We start from the raw sequence: 21,164 nt of genomic DNA, 5'->3' as shown, positions 1-21,164 counted from the left end.
CGCCGAGGCGGAAATATAAATTTCCAAACCGCCCAATTGGATTTGGATTATAGAAATTCTCTCGGATAAAGCTGATGGCTATGCTAAAACCACGATCAAACCAAAACGAAAAATAAAAAGGCCACGCCCAGAACCAAAACCATTTTTTTTGCTTTTTCCTTTTGAGCTGGATCCAGATTTCTCGCTCTCAGGACCAATACTGACAGGCTGATTCCTAAAAGCTGAAAGGCCAATCCAATCCCCGTAAAATAACTGCCATAGGCGGTTCCGGGTAATTGCCAGGCAAGAAGTACCAATGGTACCATACAAAAAAGAATGCCGGCCAATCCGGCTAAAAAGGAGCGGGTCAAATACGTTTCCGCCTTGTTTGTGGGTCCTTTCATAATTTATTTTTTTTGCGCGCTTCGAAAAAGTGGGTCAGTTCTTCCACTGATTGGGTATTAAGGGTCATGTCTTTGGTTAAACCGCCCTTTCTTCCTACGATTACCCCGTATTTCATGTCGTTGATTCCCTCATTTTCATGCGCATCCGGATTAATACTCAGCGTCACTCCCTGCTCCATCGCATACCTGACCCAACGCCAATCCAGGTCAAGGCGCCAGGGATTGGCGTTGATCTCGATGACTACCTGGTAGTGTGCACAAGCATCGATGACTGCCCGATGATCAATTGGGTAGCCTTCTCTTCGAAGAAGCAATCTTCCGGTAGGGTGGCCCAGAATGGTGGTGTGAGGATTTTGAATAGCCCTAATCAATCGCTCGGTGGCCTTTTTGGAGTCCATACTTAAACCGGAATGGATGGAAGCTACGATGTAATCAAAGCTGGACAGTACGTCTGCGGAGTAATCCAGGCTGCCATCTGGGAGGATGTCACTTTCGATGCCTTTAAAAATTCGAAAGGGAGCGAGATTGGCGTTCAGGCGGTCTATTTCTTCATGCTGAATTCGGATCCGGTCCTCGTCCAGCCCATTGGCATAAAAGGCAGAGCGGCTGTGATCTGCGATCCCCAGGTACTCGTATCCGGCTGATTTGCAGTACACTGCCAAATCTTCCAGTTTATTCTTTCCATCACTGTAGGTCGAATGGTTGTGGAGGGGACCTTTTAAGTCCTCTAGCGTTACTAATTCGTCCAGGGAATGATCTTGAGCCCATTCCAATTCTCCGTTTCCTTCTCGCAAGTCTGCCGGAATGTGTGGCAATCCTGCACTGGCGTAGGCTTCCTCTTCTGAGGAAAAGGTTTTTTGGTAAAAATGTTCTCCCAGGGTACTGTTCCCTTCCACCGGGTGCAGCAAGTGCGCGGGACTGGAAGTCAGGAGGAGTTTTTTTCGGATAAATTTATCTTTTTCGGTCAAAAGCAGGATTGCCTTCAGTCCCATTTCTTTCCATTCGCCCTGCCAGCGAAACGGGCTGCACAGACGGTCATCCCGGTGCAGCTCCTCTATTTTACCAATCTTTTTAAGGGTATCTTTTGGTCGGTCGGTTCCAATTAAAAAGGTCAGTTCCTCCACGATTTCAGCCATTTTACCGTAGGCCCCCACTGCGGCTACTGGTTCATTTTCCAGCACCTTTTTCAATGCAGCCATAACCAAGGCTCCTTCTGCATCAATGTCTGCATACAGCCACTTCCCCTTATTGGCTGCATTAAATTCCAGTTTCTGAATGATGCTTTCTTGGGTTTTTGCTCCAAATCCCTTGATTTTAGCCACCTGGCCCGATTGGCAAGCCTCCATCAGTTCATGGGTAGAAGTGATTTCCAATTCCTGCCAAAGGGTTTTGATCTTTTTTGGCCCTAAGCCCTTTATTTTAAGAAGTTCGAGAATTCCCTGTGGGGTCTTTTCCAGTAGCCCGTCAAGAAAGGGATGCGTTCCGCTTTCCCGGATTTGGACGATCGCTTCGGCTATGCTTTTCCCAATTCCCGGTAATTCCTGCAACTGGGCTGGATTCAGTTTTTCCAGGGATACCCCTTCCCGTTCAATTCCCGTGATGGCAGATTGGTACCCCCTGATTTTGAAGGCGTTCTCCTCATGCAGTTCCATTAACTGCATGGTAAGCTGCAACGTTTTGACGATTTCTTTGTTATTCAAAGCTTGGTTAGTTCTGATGGCATCTCTACAAATGTCCACAATATTTGTTTTAAAATAAAATCAATAGTCTTAACTTAAGAGGGATTTTAAAACACCAGGGAGGAGATTTCAACTATTTATGGATAGAATCACAATAAACCCGTTTCTATTCTAACCTTATTGGCTTTTCACAGGTTTAACGAAACGGTTTGACCCGAAAAGTGGAAAATACCAATAATAGTGAATTCAGAAGAATGGGTTTGTGTTTAACAGGATAAATAGGTTATTGAATCCTTAGAAAATCAATAATCACCAACGTGCAGAAATGTAGCATAAACCTACTTATATGAATAATCGTTTTCTCGTTATTTTCCTTGTTTTCCTGTCTTGGAGTCCTTATACGTTGGCTCAGGTACAATTTACCCAACGTTTGGAAGTAGATACCCGATGGTCGGAAGACGATTTTTTTGTGTTGCCAAGGGAAAATGGAATGGTGGCGTTTCGAATGAAATCAGAAACCACTTATGGAGGTAAAAATATTTTCCAGTATGTGGTGGGCGATTTTCAGTTAAGGGCAGATTCGCCCAGGCAGATAAAGCTTGAGGGATATTATGAACTGGTAGGATTTGACCTGGACGGGGATTTTCTGTACGTATTGTTTAATAAAGGCTCCCAATACGGTTCTGAAAAAGCCATTTTTGAGATTAATTTGGAAAACCAAACGATGCAGGAGTTAGAGCTGAATAGTATCCTGGAGATGGAATTGCAGGATTTTCTGGTCTTTAACAAACAGGCGGTTTTCATGGGGAAATATGACTACCGCCCGGTTATTCAAATTTTCGATATATTGAGTGAAGAGGTGATTACCGTACCGGGGCTATTTGAAAAGGATGCGAAAATTTTACAGATGAGAAAAGCCCCGGAGTTAAATGTGTTTGACGTGGTTATTAGCAGTCGGGATTTTTACAAGAAAAAGATCGTCTCTATTGTTACGTTTGACATCAATGGCAACAAACTACGGGAAGTTACCATCGACGAGTTGGGAGATCCCTCAATGGAAATTGTGGAGGGATTACTTACTTCCTCTCATCAATACAAACAAGCACTTATAGGACCCTACGGATTGCGGAAAAAGGAAGCCTATCAGGGACTGTATTTTACGAAAATCAATGAATTTGGAGAATATGAAAACAAATTTTACACCGTTTCTGATTTTGAAAACTTTTTCAACTACTTACCGGAGAAAACCAGGGAGCGCAAACTCAGGAGGGTAGAAAGAAACCTGGATCGTGGGAAACAGATACCCATACGAAACGTGGTAGTCACCCGGGAAATCAATAGCTCGGACGGGTACTACCTGGTTTACAACGACCATTTTATTTCCTCTTCTTCCCGTTACATCCCCAGAGATGGCATGTATGCCAGTAATTTTTACCGTTTGAATCCCATGATGGGCGGCTACGGGGGATTATACAATCCCCTTTGGATGGATCCCCGATTCAGGAGTAGTCAGGTAAGTAATCAGTACAAATACCTTGCGGCTCAGTTTATTTTATTTGATGAGGAGGGGAATATCGTTTGGGACAACAGCCTGGATCTGGATAGCGACAGCAAAACCAGACCGGTGAAATATGGAGAAATCAGTTTTGATGGACGAAGCCTGTTTTACATGTATTTGGACGAGGAGATGTTGATGTTAAGTCAGATAAAGGATGGCGAGGTAGTCATCGAAAACGAGTCCTTTGAATTGGAATTAATCGATGAAAATGAACGCATTGCCGATACCAAAGAAAATAGCCTGCAATTGCTGTGGTGGTATGATGATTACTACTTGCTGAGTGGGAAGCAACGGATCCGTTATCAGGGAGAAGATGGGAGAGCTGAAAGCAGGGAAGTCAACTTTTTTACCAAAATTAAAGTAGAGGATTTCATTTAAGCCGGGGCGGCTCATGCAAATAATTCCTATATTTGCTCCAAATTTCAATCATGCAAAAAAGACTTGTTCTTGACCAAACCCAGCTATCCATTACCATCAGTAGGTTTTGTCATCAATTGATAGAAAACCATGATGACTTTGAAAATACGGTGCTTCTGGGGCTCCAGCCCAGGGGGGCATTGGTGCTGGACAGAATCATCCAGCGCATGCAGGAAATCCAACAGGTTTCGCTGAGATATGGCTACCTGGATGCCACTTTTCACCGGGACGATTTCAGAAGAAGGGATCTTCCACTTAAAGCAAACGAGACTAAGATCGATTTTTTAATAGAAAATATGAAAGTGATTTTGGTAGACGATGTACTCTACAAAGGAAGATCCGTCCGGGCGGCCATGGATGCCATGATTGCCTTTGGGCGCCCCCAGAAGGTAGAGTTAATGGTTTTGATTGATCGGAAATATACCCGTGATTTCCCCATCAAGCCCGATTATTTTGGCCGTCAGGTCAATACACTTGAAAGTCAGTATGTGAGTGTGGAGTGGCAGTCTCAAGGATATCCTGAAGATGCCATTTGGATCACTGAAAAGGAACAAAAATAGCCCTATGCAGCAGCTCAGCACCAGACATTTACTAGGGATAAAAAATCTCAACCAGGAGGATATTCAGTTGATTTTTGAAACAGCAGATAGTTTTAAAGAGGTGCTGAACCGGCCTATTAAAAAAGTACCCTCGCTTCGGGACATCACCATCGCCAATGTTTTTTTTGAAAATTCTACCCGTACCAAACTGTCATTCGAACTAGCCGAAAAAAGGCTTTCTGCCGATGTGGTCAATTTTGCTTCCGGGAGTAGTTCGGTGAAAAAGGGAGAAACACTTATCGATACGGTAAATAATATTCTGGCTATGAAAGTGGACATGGTGGTCATGCGGCATTCCAGTCCCGGGGCACCCCATTTCCTGTCCAGGCATATCCGGGCAAATATCGTAAATGCCGGGGACGGCACCCATGAGCACCCCACCCAGGCTTTGTTGGATGCCTTTTCTATTCGGGAGAAATTAGGCGAGGTGGCAGGAAAAAAAGTCGCCATTATCGGAGATATTCTTCATTCCAGAGTGGCTTTGTCCAATATTTTCTGCCTGCAAAAACTAGGAGCAGAGGTGATGGTTTGCGGACCTGCTACCCTGCTACCGAAATACATCCGGGATCTTGGCGTTCAGGTGGAGCAGGAAGTGTTTAAAGCACTTCAGTGGTGTGACGTAGCCAATGTGTTAAGAATTCAGTTAGAAAGACAACAAATAAAATATTTTCCTTCGTTAAGAGAATATTCACTATACTATGGAGTGAACAAGAAACTCCTGAATCGCCTTGATAAAGAAATCGTCATTATGCATCCCGGCCCAATCAATAGAGGAGTGGAGCTGAATTCCGATGTAGCCGATTCGGACCATTCCATTATCCTACAGCAGGTAGAAAACGGTGTAGCGATAAGAATGGCGGTTTTGTATCTTTTGGCCGGACTGAAGTAGCCGGTTTCATCAAATACGATCCCTATTTATTACCATTGAGTCTATAAGGCTGGCTCTTTTTTATTAAATTGCTTTAAAAAAATACAAGTGCATGATTTATAATTCGATCATAGATACTATTGGGAATACCCCCTTGATCCGTTTGAATAAGATTAACAAGGGAATAGCAGGGGAGATATTGGTGAAGGTGGAATATTTCAATCCCGGGAACTCAATGAAAGACCGGATGGCAATAAAAATGGTGGAGGATGCTGAGAAAGAGGGCATTCTGAAGCCCGGGGGGACCATTATTGAAGGAACCAGCGGAAATACCGGGATGGGATTGGCCCTGGCAGGCATCGCCAAAGGCTACAAATGCATATTCACCATGGCTGATAAACAATCCAAGGAAAAAATTGATATTTTGAGAGCTGTAGGTGCAGAGGTGATTGTTTGCCCGACCAATGTGGCTCCGGATGACCCAAGATCCTATTATGCCGTCGCCAGGAAGCTAAATGAGGACATTCCCAACTCCTTTTACCCCAACCAGTACGATAATCTTTCCAACTGGAAGGCCCACTACGAAACCACCGGTCCGGAAATCTGGAAGGATACGGAAGGTAAGATCACCCATTTCGCTGCTGGCGTAGGGACGGGTGGTTCCATGTCAGGTTCTTCCAAATTCCTGAAGGAGCAAAATAAGGAAATGGTTTCCATCGGAATTGATACCTATGGTTCGGTATTTAAGAAATACAAAGAGACGGGAGAGTTTGACGAAAATGAAGTTTACCCATATATGACGGAAGGGATAGGTGAAGATATCTTGCCCAAAAACGTTGATTTTTCGGTTATCGATCATTTTATCAAAGTCACGGATAAGGATGCGGCCGTCATGACCCGCAGGCTTTCCAGGGAAGAGGGGCTTTTTGTGGGCTGGTCCTGCGGTTCTGCTGTTCATGGTGCATTGGAATATGCTCGGGAAAATCTGAAAAAAGGAGATGTGATGGTCGTGTTACTCCCCGATCACGGCACGCGGTATTTAGGGAAAGTATACAATGATGATTGGATGAGGAATCATGGATTTTTGGAGGATAAAGCCTATGGCACTGCCAGAGATATCGTGGCGGGCAGAAACGAGGCCTATCAGCTGGTAGTAGTCCGCAAAGAAGATAAAATCAGGGATGCGATTGCCCTTATGAATGAAAAAAGCGTTTCTCAGATTCCGGTGATGGAGGACGGGCAGGTAATAGGAAGCCTGACCGATAATAAGTTGCTGCTTAAAATTATTGAAAATCCGGAGATCAAGGATGCCTCGGTAGAAAAAGTGATGGAAGACTCCATGCATTTTGTGGCCTTGGACAGCACCCTGGACGTGCTTTCGTCCATGGTAGAAAAAGAAAAGGCTGTGTTGGTGAGGGACGAAGCCCACCGGGTCCATATCATCACAAAGCATGACATACTGGAAGCAATTACCCGATAGCATTACGCATTACATAAAAAACCAAATTAGCATAAAAAAATGGACAAAAACCACCTGGAATCAATTATTGCGAAGCCCTATACATTTGACATAAAGGAGGCTTTCATTCAGGGCTGGGAAACTTTTAAGAAAGTAAAAGTGTATTCCATTTTATTCACCCTGCTAATTTTATCCATCCAATTTTTTTTCATGGTTTATGCCAGGGATTTTTTGTTCGTTTTCTCGTTATTTTTGGCAGGACCTCTTTTTGCTGGGTTTTACCTGGTAGCCAATAAGGTTAGTTTGAATGAAACAGTGAGTTACCCGGATTTTTTTAAAGGCTTTGGGTATTATATTCCTGTCATATTGGTTTGGATTGTTGGTCAGTTTTTAACGGTGTTGGGCCTATTTGCGCTATTGGTACCTGGAGTTTACCTGATGGTGGCCTACATGTTTGGGGTACTGATCAGTATTTTTGCCGGATTGGATTTCTGGAATTCGCTTGAATACAGCAGGAAAATAATTCACAAGCAATGGATGAATTTTTTCGTTTTTGGATTGATACTGGCAATTGGCAATATTGCCGGGGCATTTCTTTTTGGCATAGGATTGGTGGTGACGGTGCCGGTAACGTATTATGCCATTTACCATGTATTTGAGTCCATTACGCAGCAATCCGCCACAGAGGAAGTGCCATCGGAAAACCTGATTTCCCCCTAATGAAACCGTAAGCGTAAAAATGGAGCGCGCGTACAAAACCCACTTCATTTTCAAGCTGTTAAATACAAAAATCCGCATTTTATGGTTACATTTAAGCCCTTCTGTACGACAAAGGTCAGCAGTACTTCGTTTAAATAGCCATGTCTATGAGATTTAACACAAGAATTAAAGTTATTTCCGGTTTTTTTCTGGTTTCTTGCCTGATAGTGGGAGCCGGGGTGATTACCATTTATAGCGTTGACCAGTTACTTGAATCAGTAGAATCGCTTTCCGAGCCCAATCAGAAACTACGCAACTTAAATAAATTATTAGCAGATATTTATCAATTGGATAAATCGAGAAGTGTTATTTCTGAGGAAGATTCCAGTGATAATGTTAATTACTACCGTCAAATTCAGCAGGAAATCACAAATTTGGAAGCCATGGTGGCGGACTCTGCCGAGATGAATCAGGTAAAGCGTATCGATTACAGCGTGAACGAGCTCATGGTGGTTTACAAAGGCCTGGAGGATGTGAAAAACAACCTATACAACAGGAATTTCAGTAAAGAAGCCCTGAATAACATTGAAAGAAAGATAAAAAGAAAAGAAGAGTTGAGCAGACTGCAGAGCCTTGGAAAAATCAGGATTGGTATTAATCCAGGTTCGAGGTTGAATACGCCTGCGGGGGAAAAGAAATCAGATAGCACAGAAAGAGAAGGGACCTCTAGTGAGTCATTGGCAGCGGGTGGCAGACAAGACATGGAAAAGATATTGGCCATGCTGCGATTGAATTTGAACAGGGTAAATCCCGAAAACGCTCAACCTCTTTTCGGCTCCGATTCCATTATTTACACGGTGCGCCAAATGGTGCTCGATATCAACAATGAAGAACAATTCCTGAGATCCAGATTAAGAGAGTTGGAACAGGAGCTCAATGAAAAAAACCGGGCACTCATCATCAATATTCAGGCTATCGTAACTTCATTGCAAAATGAGGCGCTCCTAAAATCCAAGGCAGAGAATGAATCTGCCTATGCGCTTACTTACAACTTTTCCTTTCTTTTAGGGGTCCTTATTGTGGTAGGCGTGATTGGCTCTTCCGGTTTTATTTTTAGCATTGTCCGTGAAATTAAGAAATCGGAGACCTATCAGGAAAAGTTGACGGAAGCCAAAAAGAGGTCGGATAATCTGGCTAGAACCAAGCAAGATTTTCTGGCCAGGATGAGTCATGAAATACGAAATCCATTGCATGTTATTCAGGGGTATCATGAGGCACTGTCAAAAACCTCGTTGAATCAAGAGCAGCAGGAATATGCTAAAATGATTCATTTTGCCTCGGGCACCCTTTTAGGGATCGTCAATGATATTTTGGATTTTTCCAAACTTGAAGCTGGTAAGATAAAAATTGAAAAAGGAATCATTGATCCCTTACCTTTTTTTAAAAATCTGCATTCCTTTTTCCGTCAAAAAGCCCTTGATAAGGGCCTTTCGCTCGATTTTTCCGTTTTACTACCAAAAGGAAAGTTTTTTCTGGGTGATGAGCTACGACTCAACCAGGTCATGACTAACCTCTTATCAAATGCCGTAAAATTCACTGAGAAAGGGAAGGTGCAGGTGCGGGTTTCTTGTGATAAAAAAGGAAATCTGGTAGTGGAGGTGAAGGATACCGGCCTGGGAATGTCCCCTGAGTTTCAACAAAACCTGTTCAGAGAATTTAACCAGGGAGACGGAAGTATTTCGAGAAAATACGGGGGTACCGGTCTGGGGCTGGCCATCGCCAAAAAACTGGTAGATTTGCAAGAAGGAAAGATAAAGGTTATCAGTGAACCGGATGTGGGAAGTCATTTTATCGTTTTTCTACCCACCACACTATTGGATAAAAAAGAAGACACAGTGGTTCCGACGATCCAGATGGAGCGAATGGAAGGACTTCGGGTACTCCTGGTAGACGACGATCCATTGGGGCTCCAATTAGCGGGATTGTTGTTAAAGGGATTAGGGGCCGAGGTGACTTCTTTTCTGGGAGGGATCGAATTCGAGAAGAATTTCAAAGAAGAAGATTTTGACCTGGCATTGGTAGATATACAAATGCCTGAAATAGATGGTTATCAGGTTTTGGCCAGCCTTAAACGTCGTGAAAAATACCGGCAAATACCGATATTAGCCATAACTGCAAATGTATTTGCCAAAGAAAAAGAAGACTTACTTAAGGAAGGGTTTGATCAAATCATTCTCAAACCATTTACAGAGGCAGAGTTGATCGGTAAAATTACGGCCAGCCTCAGACCTGCTGCCCGAAAAGCCTCATTACCCTCGGTTAATTCCCCTAAAACTCCTGCAGCAGGGTTAAATGGAACTACCAGTGGTTACGATCTTTCTGAAATTAAAAAGTTTTGCATGGGAGACGAGGAGTTGTTTAAAGATATTTTGGAAGGTTTTTACACGCAAACGGGATTAGACCTCATTCGGATTAACAAGGCATCGGATGAGAAAGACTATCAGAAAATTCAGGCGATTGCCCATCAACTTTCTAGTCGGCTTGGTCAGCTAAAGTTTAAAGAAAGGAGGATAGCAAAAACGATTGAGTCGAAGCTAAAAATGGGAGAAACAGATGGGATTCGGGAATTAGTATGGGACCTGACAGAAAAAATAAGTCCACTACTCGAAGACCTGGCGGAGCGATTTGGGTATGCACTGGCCGACTAGTCCAGTCCGTATTTTTCAAGTTTGTTATACAAGGTTTTCCGGTCCATATTTAGCACTTTTGCGGCTTTGGATTTGTTGAATTTGGTTTCCTCCAGGGTTTTTAGGATTAATGATTTTTCCTGCTCTTCGAAAGATGACTTCAAATCTCTGGCGGAATGAATGTCCATGACAGAAATGGCCTCGCTCTCTAATAACTCCGATGGAATCACTTCCGGCTGGACCAATCCTTCGCCGGTTAATAAGACGGCTCTTCGAATGATGTTTTTAAGTTCCCGGAGATTTCCTGGCCAGTGGTATTCCATGAATATGTTCTCTACCTCCGGGCTAAATCCGGTTACGTTTTTTTCAAGACTGTCATTGCTTTTTTCCAGAAAAAGCATGGCAAAAAAATGAAGGTCTTCTTTTCTTTCTCGCAAGGGTTGAGCTCTTAGGCTGAATTCGTTTAGTCGGTGAAATAGATCCTCCCGAAACTGCCCTGATTTAGCTAATTCCTGTAAATCTTCGTTTGTGGCGGCAATGATTCGGACATCGATGGAAATATCTTTATTTCCGCCTATTTTTCTTATTTGCCTCTCCTGGAAGGCACGCAGAAGCTTAATTTGAATTTCGTAGCTAAGGTTTCCTATCTCATCCAGAAAAATGGTCCCTCCATTGGCACTTTCAAAATGACCTGTTTTATGATCGATGGCCCCGGTAAAGGCCCCCTTAACGTGTCCAAACAATTCACTTCCAGCCAGTTCCTTGGATAAAGCACCACAGTCTACCGCTACGAAAGGCCCATGGGCTCGTTTTGATTTTTGGTGAATCCTTTTGGAAATATATTCTTTTCCCGTTCCACTCTCTCCTAAAACAATGATGCTTAAATCGGTAGGGGCGACCAATTCTATGTGCTTTTCAATCTGTAGTGCCTGTGCACTTTGGCCGATTTGATAGGAAAGATCTACTGACTCCGATCGCGGAGGGGATGATTTTTTCTCTGGCGTGACGGTTAGTTTCCGAGGATCCTTTTTTAAAGCCTGCTTAACCGTAAGTAGTAGTTCATCTGGATTAATGGGTTTGGTAATGTATTCGAACGCCCCCATTTTCATAGATTTTACGGCAGTTCGAATGTCCGAATAATTGGTAATTAGAATGACGGGGATCGTTGGGAAATAGTGTGTGACCTGATCCAAAACCTCCATCCCGGTTCCATCCGGCAATCTATAGTCCGTAATGACCAGATCAGGATGGGTTCTTTCCAATGACTGCAGCCCTTCCGTCACTTTAGTACTGCTGGTAATCTCATACCCATTTTTTTCCAAAAAGTTTTTAATGATTTTTGAATAGGTCAGATCGTCTTCTATCAGAAGTATTTTTGCCATAAAGTTCCATACAGATATCGTTAAATATAAAATAAAAGCACCGATTTTGCAATCAGTGCTTTTTGGTAAACGTTGGCTTAGCTGTTATTCGTATGCGTGCAGTTGGTTGATTATGGCGCCATCTTTATTGTACATCACCAGAATATTGAAATTATCACTATCCAGGAAACAAACATCGTAGTAATTATTATCTTTCTTAGAAATTTTTTTGACCGCTGTAATCTGCAAATTATTTATAAGACTGTCATTTCTAATCACATCCCTAATAGAGGCGGGAAGGTCAGCTACTGTAATGCTTGACGTGTCTGTCTTTATCGAATCGTTTACGTCATTTATGACGTATTGGTTGCCTCCTTTTCGTTTAATATTCTCATTTAGTTGGGCCTTTATGGAAAGTAATCCACTAAGGATTAATCCCGCAAAAGCCATCCATTTAACCCATCTGGTTAATTTCCTATTCATAGTTGGTTTTATTCTTTTACTGATGAATACAGGAATTGTGCCATTTCGAATTTCAACTGATGTTTAACAAAAAGCAGGGGAAATTGGGTAGAAAATACCCATAGTGGTGATATTCGACGACTATTGTGGCTAAACATTTTTTTGTATATTTGTGGAAGTTTAATAATAGTTTAACCTCTTCGCTTGCAGATCCCCGGGTGCGTGAACCCGGGGATTTATTTTCTGAAAGCCTATTTTTTTAGTCAGAAAGGGAGCGGTACTGGGTGTATTGGTTTTAGATTTGGGTTTAATTTTGATTTATAGGGTGAGTTTATGGCAATAAAAGCACAGGCCCCGATCGGGATTTTTGACAGTGGCATTGGCGGATTGACGGTGGCCAGAGAGGTTAAAAAATGGTTGCCCGATGAGCAAATTATTTATTTTGGAGATACGGCGCATTTGCCCTACGGAGATAAAAGCACCGCTGCTATTCAGGCCTATTCCATAAAAATTGCGGACGTATTGATACAGCAAAATTGCAAGTTAATACTGATCGCTTGTAATTCGGCATCAGCAGCGGCCTATGACTTGGTAAAGGCCTATGTGGCATCCAAAGCCCATGTGTTCAATGTCATCGACCCGGTCGTAAATTACCTCAGAGAAAACCATCCCAGCCAGAAAGTAGGGCTGATTGGGACAAAGCAAACCGTTGGGTCCGGAGTATACCTGCAAAAAATCAATGCCCTTAACGCGGGAATACAACTCAAATCCCTGGCAACCCCCTTACTGGCACCCATGATCGAAGAAGGATTTCACCTGGAAAATATAAGCAATGAAATCGTCGCTTCTTACCTCTCCCAACCTGCCCTGTCGGATATTCAGGCATTGGTGCTCGGCTGCACGCACTATCCATTGATCAAAAAGCAAATTATGGATTTTTATAAAGGAGCGGTAGATCTTATCGATGCTTCAGAAACGGTAGCGCAGTCGGTCGCCGCTTTTTTGGGATACCATCAGCTCCTGGCAAAAAAAGCTACGGCTAAAGAAGATCGGTTTTTGGTTTCCGATTACACGGTGTCATTTGAGGAAACCACCAAATTATTCTTTGGCAAACAAATCCGATTGCAGAAATATCCTTTATGGGAATAAAAATTGCCAAAGTACAGCATTTTTAACCAATATCGACCCAGCTGGCTTTTTTAATTTTATTAGTTAAGTTTGGTGGGATTCAGGATTTTATTCCTAAAAAAAGGATTAACTTTGTGACTTCATTCACCCTGCCATTAGACTATGAGTGACGAGATCAAACACGAATGTGGGATTGCGCTGATCCGGCTGAGGAAACCGTTGCAGTATTATATCGATAAATACGACACGCCTTTTTATGCTGCAAACAGGCTTTATGTATTGATGCAGAAGCAGATCAATCGCGGACAGGACGGAGCGGGTTTGGCAAATATTAAAATAAATACCCGCCCGGGTACCCGATATATTAGCCGCTACCGCTCAGTAGAGTCTGAGGCAGTTACCAAGATTTTTCAAAAAATCAATAAGAAATACAAAAAGGCCAAAAAAGCCGGTACTGAGGCGGATCTGATGGATGCTAACTGGATAAAGGAGCATACCGCTTTTTCAGGAGAGGTTTGGTTGGGCCACCTACGCTACGGGACCCATGGGCAAAACAGTATTGAAACCTGTCATCCCTTTCTGAAGCAAAATAACTGGCGAAGCCGAAACCTGGTAATGGCCGGGAATTTTAACATGACCAATGTGGAGGAGTTGTTTGACAACCTGGTGAAGTTAGGTCAGCACCCCAAAGAAAAAACGGACACGGTCACGGTGATGGAGAAAATCGGCCACTTTTTGGACGAAGAAAACCAGCGAATTTTTGATAAATACAAAGGGCAGTTTTCCAACCGGGAGATCACGGAAGTGATTGAGCAGGAACTGGATGTGGCCAGGATTCTAAGAAGAAGTTGCCGGGATTTTGACGGGGGCTATGCCATGGCCGGGCTGATAGGAAATGGAGCGGGATTCGTCGTACGGGATCCAAGCGGCATTCGCCCGGCTTACTATTATGCCGACGATGAGATCATCGTGGTGGCTTCGGAAAAACCACCAATAAAGACCGCTTTTAATATTGATTACAAGCAAATAAAGGAAATACAGCCGGGAAATGCCCTTATTTTCAACAAGGACGGCTCTTATGCGGAGCATGAAATAATCCCCCCCCGTGAGAAAAAGAGTTGCAGTTTCGAGCGGATTTATTTTTCCAGAGGCACCGATCCGGATATTTATCGCGAACGAAAAAACCTGGGAAGGGCACTGGTGCCCCAAATTCTCAAAGCCATCGATTTTGACTTGAAAAACACGGTGTTTTCGTATATTCCCAACACTGCAGAAACGGCCTACTATGGCATGATCGAGGGACTGGAGGACTACCTGAGTGCCAAACGACGCGAGATCCTTATTGAAGGAAAACCGCATCTGGAAGACCTGGAGGACCTGTTGAATTTCAGGCCAAGGGTGGAAAAACTGGTGAGCAAAGACGTCAAATTAAGAACGTTTATTACCAACGATTCTGACAGGGATATCATGGTCTCCAATGTGTACGATACCACCTACGAAGTCATCCGCTCTGGGGTGGACACCATTGTGGTGATTGATGACAGCATCGTACGGGGTACCACCATCGAAAAAAGTATCCTCACCACACTGGATAAGTTAAAGCCCAAACGAATCATCATCGTGTCCTCCGCTCCCCAAATTCGGTTTCCGGATTGCTATGGAATTGACATGTCCCGAATGAAAGACTTCATTGCTTTCCGGGCGGCCGTGGCCCTTTTAAAGGAACGCGGCATGGACAGTACCTTGGACCGGGTGTACGATAAATGTACCACGGATCCGGATGAGCAAGTGAATTTTGTAAAAGAAATATACGATCCTTTTACGGATCAGGAGATTTCCGATAAAATTGCCCAGATTATTACCTCAGAAACCATTGAGGCAGAGGTACACGTGATCTACCAAACCGTACAAAACCTGCACCTTTCCTGCCCGGCTCACAGAGGCGATTGGTATTTTACAGGTGATTTTCCAACAGAAGGAGGTATGCGCGTGGTCAATAAGGCTTTCGTGAATTACATGGAAGGAAAAGTTATTCGAGCCTATTAACTGAAAAATTAGCTTCAATGATCAATGTAAATTTATTAAAGCAAATTTGTGAGTTGCCAGGAGCACCTGGATTTGAGAAGAAAATCAGGGATTTTGTAGTCGGGGAAGTCCGGGATTTGGTGGATGAGATTTCTGTCGATAACCTGGGGAATGTAATTGCGATTAAAAGGGGAAAAAGGAATCCCGAAAATAAACGGGTGATGGTCGCTGCTCATATGGATGAAATCGGCTTTATCGTCACCCATATTGATGAAAATGGCTTTTTGAGATTCCATCCACTGGGAGGGTTTGATCCCAAAACCCTGACCGCTCAGCGGGTAATCATTCATGGAAAAAAAGACCTGATCGGTGTGATGGGAAGTAAACCCATCCATGTGATGACCCAGGAAGAAAAAACCAAGCTTCCCAAACTGACCGACTATTTCATCGATCTGGGCATGGACAAATCGGAAGTAGCGCAATGGGTGCAGGTAGGCGACCCGATTACCCGGGAGCGGGAATTGGTGGAAATGGGGAATTGTGTGAATTGCAAATCCATAGACAATCGCATCGCCGTTTTTATTTTGCTGGAAACTTTACGGGAATTGAAATCTCCGGCTTTTGATGTGTACGCTACCTTTACCGTTCAGGAAGAAGTAGGAATACGCGGAGCGCAGGTGTCCGCACACCAAATCGATCCTGATTTTGGGATTGCCCTGGATACTACCATTGCTTTTGACCTTCCCGGTGCGGCCGCCCATGAGAAAATCACGGAATTGGGAAAGGGTACTGCCATTAAAATCATGGATTCATCCGCTATTTGTGATTACCGAATGGTGAATTTTATGAAAGAAACGGCTTCCAAAAACAACATTACCTATCAGACGGAAATCCTTACGGCAGGAGGAACGGATACCGCAGGAGTACAGCGCATGGGCAAACAGGGGGCCATCGCAGGAGCGATTTCCATACCGACACGCCATTTGCATCAGGTGATAGAAATGGCAAATAAAGCCGATGTGGCCGCCAGTATTCAGCTACTTAAGGCATGTTTGGAAGAAATAGATGCCTTTGACTGGAAACCCTAGGTCGAATAGAAAGGATATTTAATTTTTGACCCGTTTTTTAGCTACTTTCCGGGCTAAATATTTTTTGAGATCCTCGTATCCATGGTGCTCGTGGTTGCTGACCGTAAAGGAGTATTTGTCCGAAAACACCAAAATCAATTGCTTAAAAACGCGCTGATTGGCTTTTACTTCTTCTTCCTGCCAGGCGAGGATTTCTTCCAGGGAGTAGGTTTTTCGCCATCCCTTGAGCGGCATCCACAAGGAAACCCGGTCCTTTCCTGCAGCCAGAAATTTATAGCTTGCCATCATTTTCACTAGCAATAGGAGTATCACCACTGTGATAATGGAAGTGCCCGCCAAATAAAACAGAAGGGGGAACTCCCGGCTCCTGTAAAAATCGTTGAGCAAATAGGCCAGTCCTGCAATCAATGCAAGCACAATCAGGCTTAGGCTTAGATAGGTATTTCTTTTGGGCTTACAGGTCACCATAGTTTAGTTCTATTTGGTCTAACTTTTCTTTTGAAAATAGAATCAAATCCTGAAAAAAGTGTTTGAAGTTATCTTCAAAAAAATCGTAGTGCCGTTCGAGAAACTCAGGGGCCTTCTCCATCCCGGAATCAAAAGAAGTCCGATAGGAAAGTCCGGTAAAAGAACGTTGCAACCCATCCATTTTGCCATAGCCTTCCAACCAGTTTTCTTTTTGCATGTATTTGAAAGGATATAGGAATTTTTTTGGAAGGATGGGTTTGTGGGAGGCAATTACTTCATACACCCATTGGGTATAGGAAGCAATACCTTGGTCATGATAATCATTCCAGTTTCTTGAAAGAAAGTGATCGTAATACATATCCGTTATCACCAATGAGTATCGATGAAATGCTGGCTTCAATAACTCCTGGGCCTGTTTTACAAGGGGATGGCTGTCGGTGTAGGCATCGATTTCCCGGTGCAGGAGAATTCCGAAAACAATTTCTTTTTCAAATTGCTTTTCTAATTCCCCTCTGACAAAATCTCCGATAAAATTGCCCACCAGGACTTTCGGCCGTTCAAAAGATAAATATGCATGAGCAAGAAAATTCACCGCGTCTTCAACTGTTAATTTCTGGTAAATAGAAATGTTTTCCTTAATCTTGGGCTCTCACCTGGAAAAATTCAAATGACAAATATAAAGGAAGAATTAGCATATACTACTAAACTTTTACTGCAGGAGTGGCAGGAAGACCGGGATCAATTCCGAAACCTTACGTATAGAAAGTCTATCAAAGAGAAGGTTTCTACTGGAATGTGTTGGTATCCAGTAAGTTTAGTCAAGGTCAAGTGGGCGTTTTCTGATCAGTTGGTAATAGAAATTTCCACCTCAGAAATTTCCGAGGGGCATGGCTTTCAGTCGGGTAAATCCATCAGCTTTTTTTCCAATTCAGGTGAAAATGATCTTCGTTCGGAATACCTGAACGGAGTGATCCATTATGTGAAGCAAAATCGGATGACGCTTAGTCTTCACACCGGGCATTTACCCGATTGGATTAACGATGGAAAACTCGGGGTTGAGTTGCTGTTTGATGAAACCTCGTACAAAGTCATGGAGAAGGTCATTAAGAAGGTAATGCAGGCAGAAAATAACCGACTTGCGCAGCTGCGGGATATTTTATTAGGCCAGGTGAGACCTTCCTTTTCGGATATTCCCGCGAAAATAGATGAAAGCCTGAACAGCAGTCAAAATGAGGCACTGGACCTGATATTCCGCGCCCAAGATATGGCCATCGTGCATGGACCTCCGGGTACAGGAAAGACTACCAGTCTGGTTAGGGCCGTAGTAGCTGCGGTTTCGTCCACTTCCCAGGTGATGGTTTGCGCCCCCAGCAATACCGCCGTGGACCTACTTGTAGAAAAACTATCGGATTTAGGGCTGGATGTGCTCCGGTTAGGACATCCTTCCCGCGTGGAGGAAAACCTCATTCAGCAAACCCTGGATGCAAAAGTGCTGGCCCACCCTTCCTTCAAAGATTATAAAAAACTAAAAAAATCTGGTGAAGAATTTAAACGAAATGCCCAAAAGTTTAAGAGAAGCTTTGGCCCAGCCGAAAGGGAAAAAAGAAGTCTCCAACAGCGGGAGGCGCGCCGCTGTTTTGACGAAGCCAGACAGCTTTACGATTACATGGTGCAGTCCGTGCTGGATTCCTCTCAGGTGATCGCTTGCACGCTGGTGGGTTCTGCCGGCTCCCTGTTAAAGGGAAGGCGGTTTCCAGTGGTATTTTTGGACGAGGCCGCGCAGGCCTTGGAACCCGCTTCCTGGATACCCTTATTACAGGCCGATAAAGTGGTCATGGCAGGAGATCATTGCCAATTACCCCCCACCATTAAGTCCCGGAAAGCGGCGGAAGGATTGCAGCAGACGCTTTTTGAAAAAGCCATTTCCAGGCAGCCAGGTGCATCCAGGATGCTATCCATCCAATACCGCATGCCGGAGAAAATCATGGCATTTTCCAACAAGCTGTTCTATGGGGGAGCATTGTCGTCAGCTCCCAATACTTCCTTCCATTACCTGAGTGCATCCGAACCGGTAATGGAGTTTATTGATACGGCCGGTAGCGGTTTTTTGGAACACCAGGATCGGGAAACAGTAAGTATTGCCAATAAAGAAGAAGCCCTGATGGCACTCCGGTTGCTTCAGTCCCTGATCCGGAAAATTGGTTGGATGAAGGAGGATAAACAGTCCTGGCAGGTCGGCCTTATTGCCCCGTACCGGGCGCAGGTCCGTTTGATTCGGGAGTACTTGGATGAAAGCGAGGAATGGCTTTTTTTAAAACAAAAGATGGAAAACATTTCTATTAATACCGTAGATGGCTTTCAGGGACAGGAAAAAGACATCATCCTGATCAGTCTTACCCGCTCCAATCCACAGGGAGAAATCGGTTTTTTAAGCGATACCCGAAGGATGAACGTGGCACTCACCCGGGCGAAGCGGAAACTCATCGTATTGGGAGATAGCGCCACCATCGGCAGTCATCCTTTTTACCAGGCTTTCCTGGATCACGTGCAGGCAAACGACTGCTATCACAGTGTGTACGAGTACTGGGATGGCGGGCCTTAAACTCTGGTTTCAGGCCTGTTCGGAAGTGCGAAACCGCGCGTCCAGGTAGGAAAGCACTTCCCCAAACCGGGCAGCGGCTTCTTCAACGGATTCGGGGGCTTTTTTACCGTTTAATTTGCTCAGCAACAACCCGTAGAGGGTGTGGATATAAATCTGAATTTCGTGACCGGGATTTTCATCGGTTAGGTCGGAAAGCAGCCTGAGTAGGTGTGGCCGAGCTTTGCGGTGGAGGGCCAGGTAGTCCGGATCCGTTTTGAGTAATTTCCAGTGGTATTCTGCCAGCCGGTCGACCAGGGCTTGCACTTCGGGTAGGTGACCCCTTTCCTCTAATCCGGCCCGTTTCATGTCATCGGCCAGATCGGCCAGCCAGGCTTTGCTTTCGGTCCGGTCTTGCTGGCTTACGTTCTTGTGCGTCAATACATACTGCTCCAGGTCTTCCATGTTAAACTGATAGGCACGGATTAGGTCTTCCATGCGGTAGCAGTACAGGATGTATTCGATCAGGTGCTCGTTTTTCTTTTTTTCGGCGATGGATTTCATGTGTTTATAATGGTTTTTGAGTCGCCACATAGCCTGTCCCGATCCTGAATCGGGAGAATCTCGCATGCTTTATAATCATCCCACTGGGTGACGTTCCCGTCATGCTCGATTTCATGGCTTAGGGGTAGATTTGCTGCCGTAGGTCCAGCAGTTCCGAGGTAAAAAATGCATCCCAGCGTTTTTGTGCCTCCGCATCTCTGGGCTTGGTCGTTTGGGCATCGTATTGGGAGTCCAATCTTCTCCAGTTTTTGAAGTTTTCCCGGATGATGCCGTTCAGTTGGGTTTTGTACTGGTTTGGATCAAATGCATGGCCGTTTACATCCCGGACAATTCGGTACCCGATGATCTGGGCGATGGCGAAATGACCGTTTTCGTGGTGCAGCACTTGTTTTTTGGTGGCCTCGTCCGATCGGCTCAGAAAATCTTGACTCACCTGAGATAGCTCCTTCTGAAGGTGGATTTTGGCATTGATTTCCAGTTGTACGTGGTCGGGATAGGTATGCACCTTCAGGATCTCCACCTCGCAGGTGCTGAGGCAAATGGCGTTGATGCTGCTTTTGCCACGGATGACTTCCACCTGTTTAAAATCCTCCCAATTGAGCGTGCGGTTGGGAGAGACCGTTACCCTTCCCCTTTTGGGCGGATCTTTGGGAATCGACCCCGAAAGGAGGCTGCCACAAAAGAACAGGGCGGCTGCCACACACAGAAAAGCATTTCTATTCATTAAATTCTGGTATTTCTTCTTGTTGCCGGTGATTTCTAGGTCCATCTCCGGATGGATGCGGAGCCAGATGCCCGGCCCAAAATGGGTCATTTTCACCGAGCAGTGTTCAATATATCCCAAATATCTGCGATTTTGTAAACAAATCCAACCTGCAAGATACTGGTACCAGCAATTACGGAGCTAAACGGGGATAACCTGGTACGAGCGTAAAAGGCGCACCACCGATTACGCAGATTAGCACAGATTAATAAAGGAAAATAGGTCAATTTTGGTACCTAAAAAAATCTACTTTACTTTAGCTGGTGTTTTGGCATTTTGTATCGCAACGAGTTGCTCCACTCCTACTGGCGAAGGTGGGCATTCCTATCCTACGTTCGGACTGGGTGATTTTGAATCAATTGAGAGGAATTCGATTTT

18 protein-coding genes are annotated in these 21,164 nt (G+C 44.3%); 10 read left to right on the top strand and 8 right to left on the bottom strand.

From position 1 onward, the window contains the following. Positions 1-95 precede the first annotated feature (95 nt). A complete protein-coding gene (locus GJQ68_RS18980; RefSeq protein WP_162344006.1) occupies positions 96-383 on the bottom strand; it encodes a hypothetical protein in 288 nt (95 codons plus the stop codon). Then, a complete protein-coding gene (locus tag GJQ68_RS18975; RefSeq protein ID WP_262888126.1) occupies positions 380-2,122 on the bottom strand; it encodes a helix-hairpin-helix domain-containing protein in 1,743 nt (580 codons plus the stop codon). Before GJQ68_RS18975 ends, GJQ68_RS18980 begins: the two co-directional genes overlap by 4 nt. A 286-nt stretch (positions 2,123-2,408) precedes the next feature. Between GJQ68_RS18975 and GJQ68_RS18970 the strand changes: the two genes are divergently transcribed. The 6 genes from GJQ68_RS18970 to GJQ68_RS18945 all read left to right on the top strand — a co-directional run bounded on the left by GJQ68_RS18970 (position 2,409) and on the right by GJQ68_RS18945 (position 10,370). Then, on the top strand, positions 2,409-3,998 hold the full coding sequence (locus GJQ68_RS18970; protein ID WP_162418854.1) for a transcriptional regulator: 1,590 nt from the start codon (positions 2,409-2,411) through the stop codon (positions 3,996-3,998). 50 nt (positions 3,999-4,048) lie between these two features. Continuing rightward, entirely contained in the window at positions 4,049-4,597 is a 549-nt protein-coding gene (gene pyrR, locus GJQ68_RS18965) for a bifunctional pyr operon transcriptional regulator/uracil phosphoribosyltransferase PyrR (protein WP_162418853.1), read from the top strand. A gap of 4 nt (positions 4,598-4,601) precedes the next feature. After that, positions 4,602-5,525, top strand: coding sequence for an aspartate carbamoyltransferase catalytic subunit (locus GJQ68_RS18960; protein ID WP_162418852.1), 924 nt, complete (start codon positions 4,602-4,604; stop codon positions 5,523-5,525). Between the two features lie 91 nt (positions 5,526-5,616). Further along, positions 5,617-6,984, top strand: coding sequence for a cystathionine beta-synthase (locus GJQ68_RS18955; RefSeq protein WP_162418851.1), 1,368 nt, complete (start codon positions 5,617-5,619; stop codon positions 6,982-6,984). 39 nt (positions 6,985-7,023) lie between these two features. Next, on the top strand, positions 7,024-7,683 hold the full coding sequence (locus GJQ68_RS18950) for a DUF2189 domain-containing protein (protein WP_162418850.1): 660 nt from the start codon (positions 7,024-7,026) through the stop codon (positions 7,681-7,683). Between the two features lie 146 nt (positions 7,684-7,829). Further along, positions 7,830-10,370: an ATP-binding protein gene (locus tag GJQ68_RS18945; protein WP_162418849.1), complete on the top strand. Its 2,541-nt coding sequence runs from the start codon at positions 7,830-7,832 to the stop codon at positions 10,368-10,370. Here the strand turns inward: GJQ68_RS18945 and GJQ68_RS18940 are convergent. Next, positions 10,367-11,731, bottom strand: coding sequence for a sigma-54-dependent transcriptional regulator (locus GJQ68_RS18940; protein WP_162418848.1), 1,365 nt, complete (start codon positions 11,729-11,731; stop codon positions 10,367-10,369). The genes GJQ68_RS18945 and GJQ68_RS18940 overlap by 4 nt on opposite strands. A gap of 84 nt (positions 11,732-11,815) precedes the next feature. Beyond that, positions 11,816-12,193: a hypothetical protein gene (locus tag GJQ68_RS18935; protein WP_162418847.1), complete on the bottom strand. Its 378-nt coding sequence runs from the start codon at positions 12,191-12,193 to the stop codon at positions 11,816-11,818. Positions 12,194-12,505: 312 nt separating this feature from the next. Here GJQ68_RS18935 and murI point away from each other — a divergent pair, with 312 nt between their 5' ends. The 3 genes from murI (at position 12,506) to GJQ68_RS18920 (ending at position 16,413) form a co-directional block, all read left to right on the top strand. Next, positions 12,506-13,321, top strand: coding sequence for a glutamate racemase (murI, locus tag GJQ68_RS18930; protein ID WP_162418846.1), 816 nt, complete (start codon positions 12,506-12,508; stop codon positions 13,319-13,321). A gap of 141 nt (positions 13,322-13,462) precedes the next feature. Further along, positions 13,463-15,346 carry an amidophosphoribosyltransferase gene (locus GJQ68_RS18925; protein WP_162418845.1) on the top strand — a complete coding sequence of 628 codons (1,884 nt, stop codon included), beginning with the start codon at positions 13,463-13,465 and terminating at the stop codon, positions 15,344-15,346. A 17-nt stretch (positions 15,347-15,363) separates the two neighbouring features. Next, on the top strand, positions 15,364-16,413 hold the full coding sequence (locus tag GJQ68_RS18920; RefSeq protein WP_162418844.1) for a M42 family metallopeptidase: 1,050 nt from the start codon (positions 15,364-15,366) through the stop codon (positions 16,411-16,413). Positions 16,414-16,431: 18 nt separating this feature from the next. Here GJQ68_RS18920 and GJQ68_RS18915 read toward each other — a convergent pair whose 3' ends face one another. Together GJQ68_RS18915 and GJQ68_RS18910 are read right to left on the bottom strand one after the other, a co-directional pair. Continuing rightward, positions 16,432-16,881 carry a hypothetical protein gene (locus GJQ68_RS18915; protein WP_162418843.1) on the bottom strand — a complete coding sequence of 150 codons (450 nt, stop codon included), beginning with the start codon at positions 16,879-16,881 and terminating at the stop codon, positions 16,432-16,434. Next, a complete protein-coding gene (locus GJQ68_RS18910) occupies positions 16,868-17,473 on the bottom strand; it encodes an acyl carrier protein phosphodiesterase (protein WP_162418842.1) in 606 nt (201 codons plus the stop codon). The genes GJQ68_RS18915 and GJQ68_RS18910 overlap by 14 nt, the downstream gene beginning before the upstream one ends. A gap of 75 nt (positions 17,474-17,548) precedes the next feature. Here GJQ68_RS18910 and GJQ68_RS18905 point away from each other — a divergent pair, with 75 nt between their 5' ends. Then, positions 17,549-19,483 carry an AAA domain-containing protein gene (locus GJQ68_RS18905; RefSeq protein ID WP_162418841.1) on the top strand — a complete coding sequence of 645 codons (1,935 nt, stop codon included), beginning with the start codon at positions 17,549-17,551 and terminating at the stop codon, positions 19,481-19,483. Positions 19,484-19,492: 9 nt separating this feature from the next. Here GJQ68_RS18905 and GJQ68_RS18900 read toward each other — a convergent pair whose 3' ends face one another. Both GJQ68_RS18900 and GJQ68_RS18895 read right to left on the bottom strand, forming a co-directional pair. Continuing rightward, complete coding sequence (locus tag GJQ68_RS18900; protein WP_162418840.1) at positions 19,493-20,023, bottom strand: DUF4924 family protein; 531 nt, start codon at positions 20,021-20,023, stop codon at positions 19,493-19,495. Positions 20,024-20,141: 118 nt separating this feature from the next. Continuing rightward, positions 20,142-20,867 (bottom strand): DUF922 domain-containing protein, encoded by a 726-nt coding sequence (locus GJQ68_RS18895; RefSeq protein WP_235941804.1) that lies wholly within the window; start codon positions 20,865-20,867, stop codon positions 20,142-20,144. Positions 20,868-21,164 lie beyond the last annotated feature (297 nt).

The organism is Cyclobacterium roseum (genome assembly GCF_010119225.1).
Taxonomy (GTDB): domain Bacteria; phylum Bacteroidota; class Bacteroidia; order Cytophagales; family Cyclobacteriaceae; genus Cyclobacterium; species Cyclobacterium roseum.
Note: the sequence above shows the minus strand (reverse complement) of the source record. Positions and strands in the feature narration are given on the sequence as shown.

Bases quoted from the DNA above. Each gene is read 5' to 3' on its own strand.
- GJQ68_RS18980 (WP_162344006.1), bottom strand. From the start codon at position 383: ATGAAAGGACCCACAAACAAGGCGGAAACGTATTTGACCCGCTCCTTT.
- GJQ68_RS18970 (WP_162418854.1), top strand. From the start codon at position 2,409: ATGAATAATCGTTTTCTCGTTATTTTCCTTGTTTTCCTGTCTTGGAGT.
- pyrR (WP_162418853.1), top strand. From the start codon at position 4,049: ATGCAAAAAAGACTTGTTCTTGACCAAACCCAGCTATCCATTACCATC.
- GJQ68_RS18960 (WP_162418852.1), top strand. From the start codon at position 4,602: ATGCAGCAGCTCAGCACCAGACATTTACTAGGGATAAAAAATCTCAAC.
- GJQ68_RS18955 (WP_162418851.1), top strand. From the start codon at position 5,617: ATGATTTATAATTCGATCATAGATACTATTGGGAATACCCCCTTGATC.
- GJQ68_RS18950 (WP_162418850.1), top strand. From the start codon at position 7,024: ATGGACAAAAACCACCTGGAATCAATTATTGCGAAGCCCTATACATTT.
- GJQ68_RS18945 (WP_162418849.1), top strand. From the start codon at position 7,830: ATGAGATTTAACACAAGAATTAAAGTTATTTCCGGTTTTTTTCTGGTT.
- GJQ68_RS18940 (WP_162418848.1), bottom strand. From the start codon at position 11,731: ATGGCAAAAATACTTCTGATAGAAGACGATCTGACCTATTCAAAAATC.
- GJQ68_RS18935 (WP_162418847.1), bottom strand. From the start codon at position 12,193: ATGAATAGGAAATTAACCAGATGGGTTAAATGGATGGCTTTTGCGGGA.
- murI (WP_162418846.1), top strand. From the start codon at position 12,506: ATGGCAATAAAAGCACAGGCCCCGATCGGGATTTTTGACAGTGGCATT.
- GJQ68_RS18925 (WP_162418845.1), top strand. From the start codon at position 13,463: ATGAGTGACGAGATCAAACACGAATGTGGGATTGCGCTGATCCGGCTG.
- GJQ68_RS18920 (WP_162418844.1), top strand. From the start codon at position 15,364: ATGATCAATGTAAATTTATTAAAGCAAATTTGTGAGTTGCCAGGAGCA.
- GJQ68_RS18915 (WP_162418843.1), bottom strand. From the start codon at position 16,881: ATGGTGACCTGTAAGCCCAAAAGAAATACCTATCTAAGCCTAAGCCTG.
- GJQ68_RS18905 (WP_162418841.1), top strand. From the start codon at position 17,549: ATGACAAATATAAAGGAAGAATTAGCATATACTACTAAACTTTTACTG.
- GJQ68_RS18900 (WP_162418840.1), bottom strand. From the start codon at position 20,023: ATGAAATCCATCGCCGAAAAAAAGAAAAACGAGCACCTGATCGAATAC.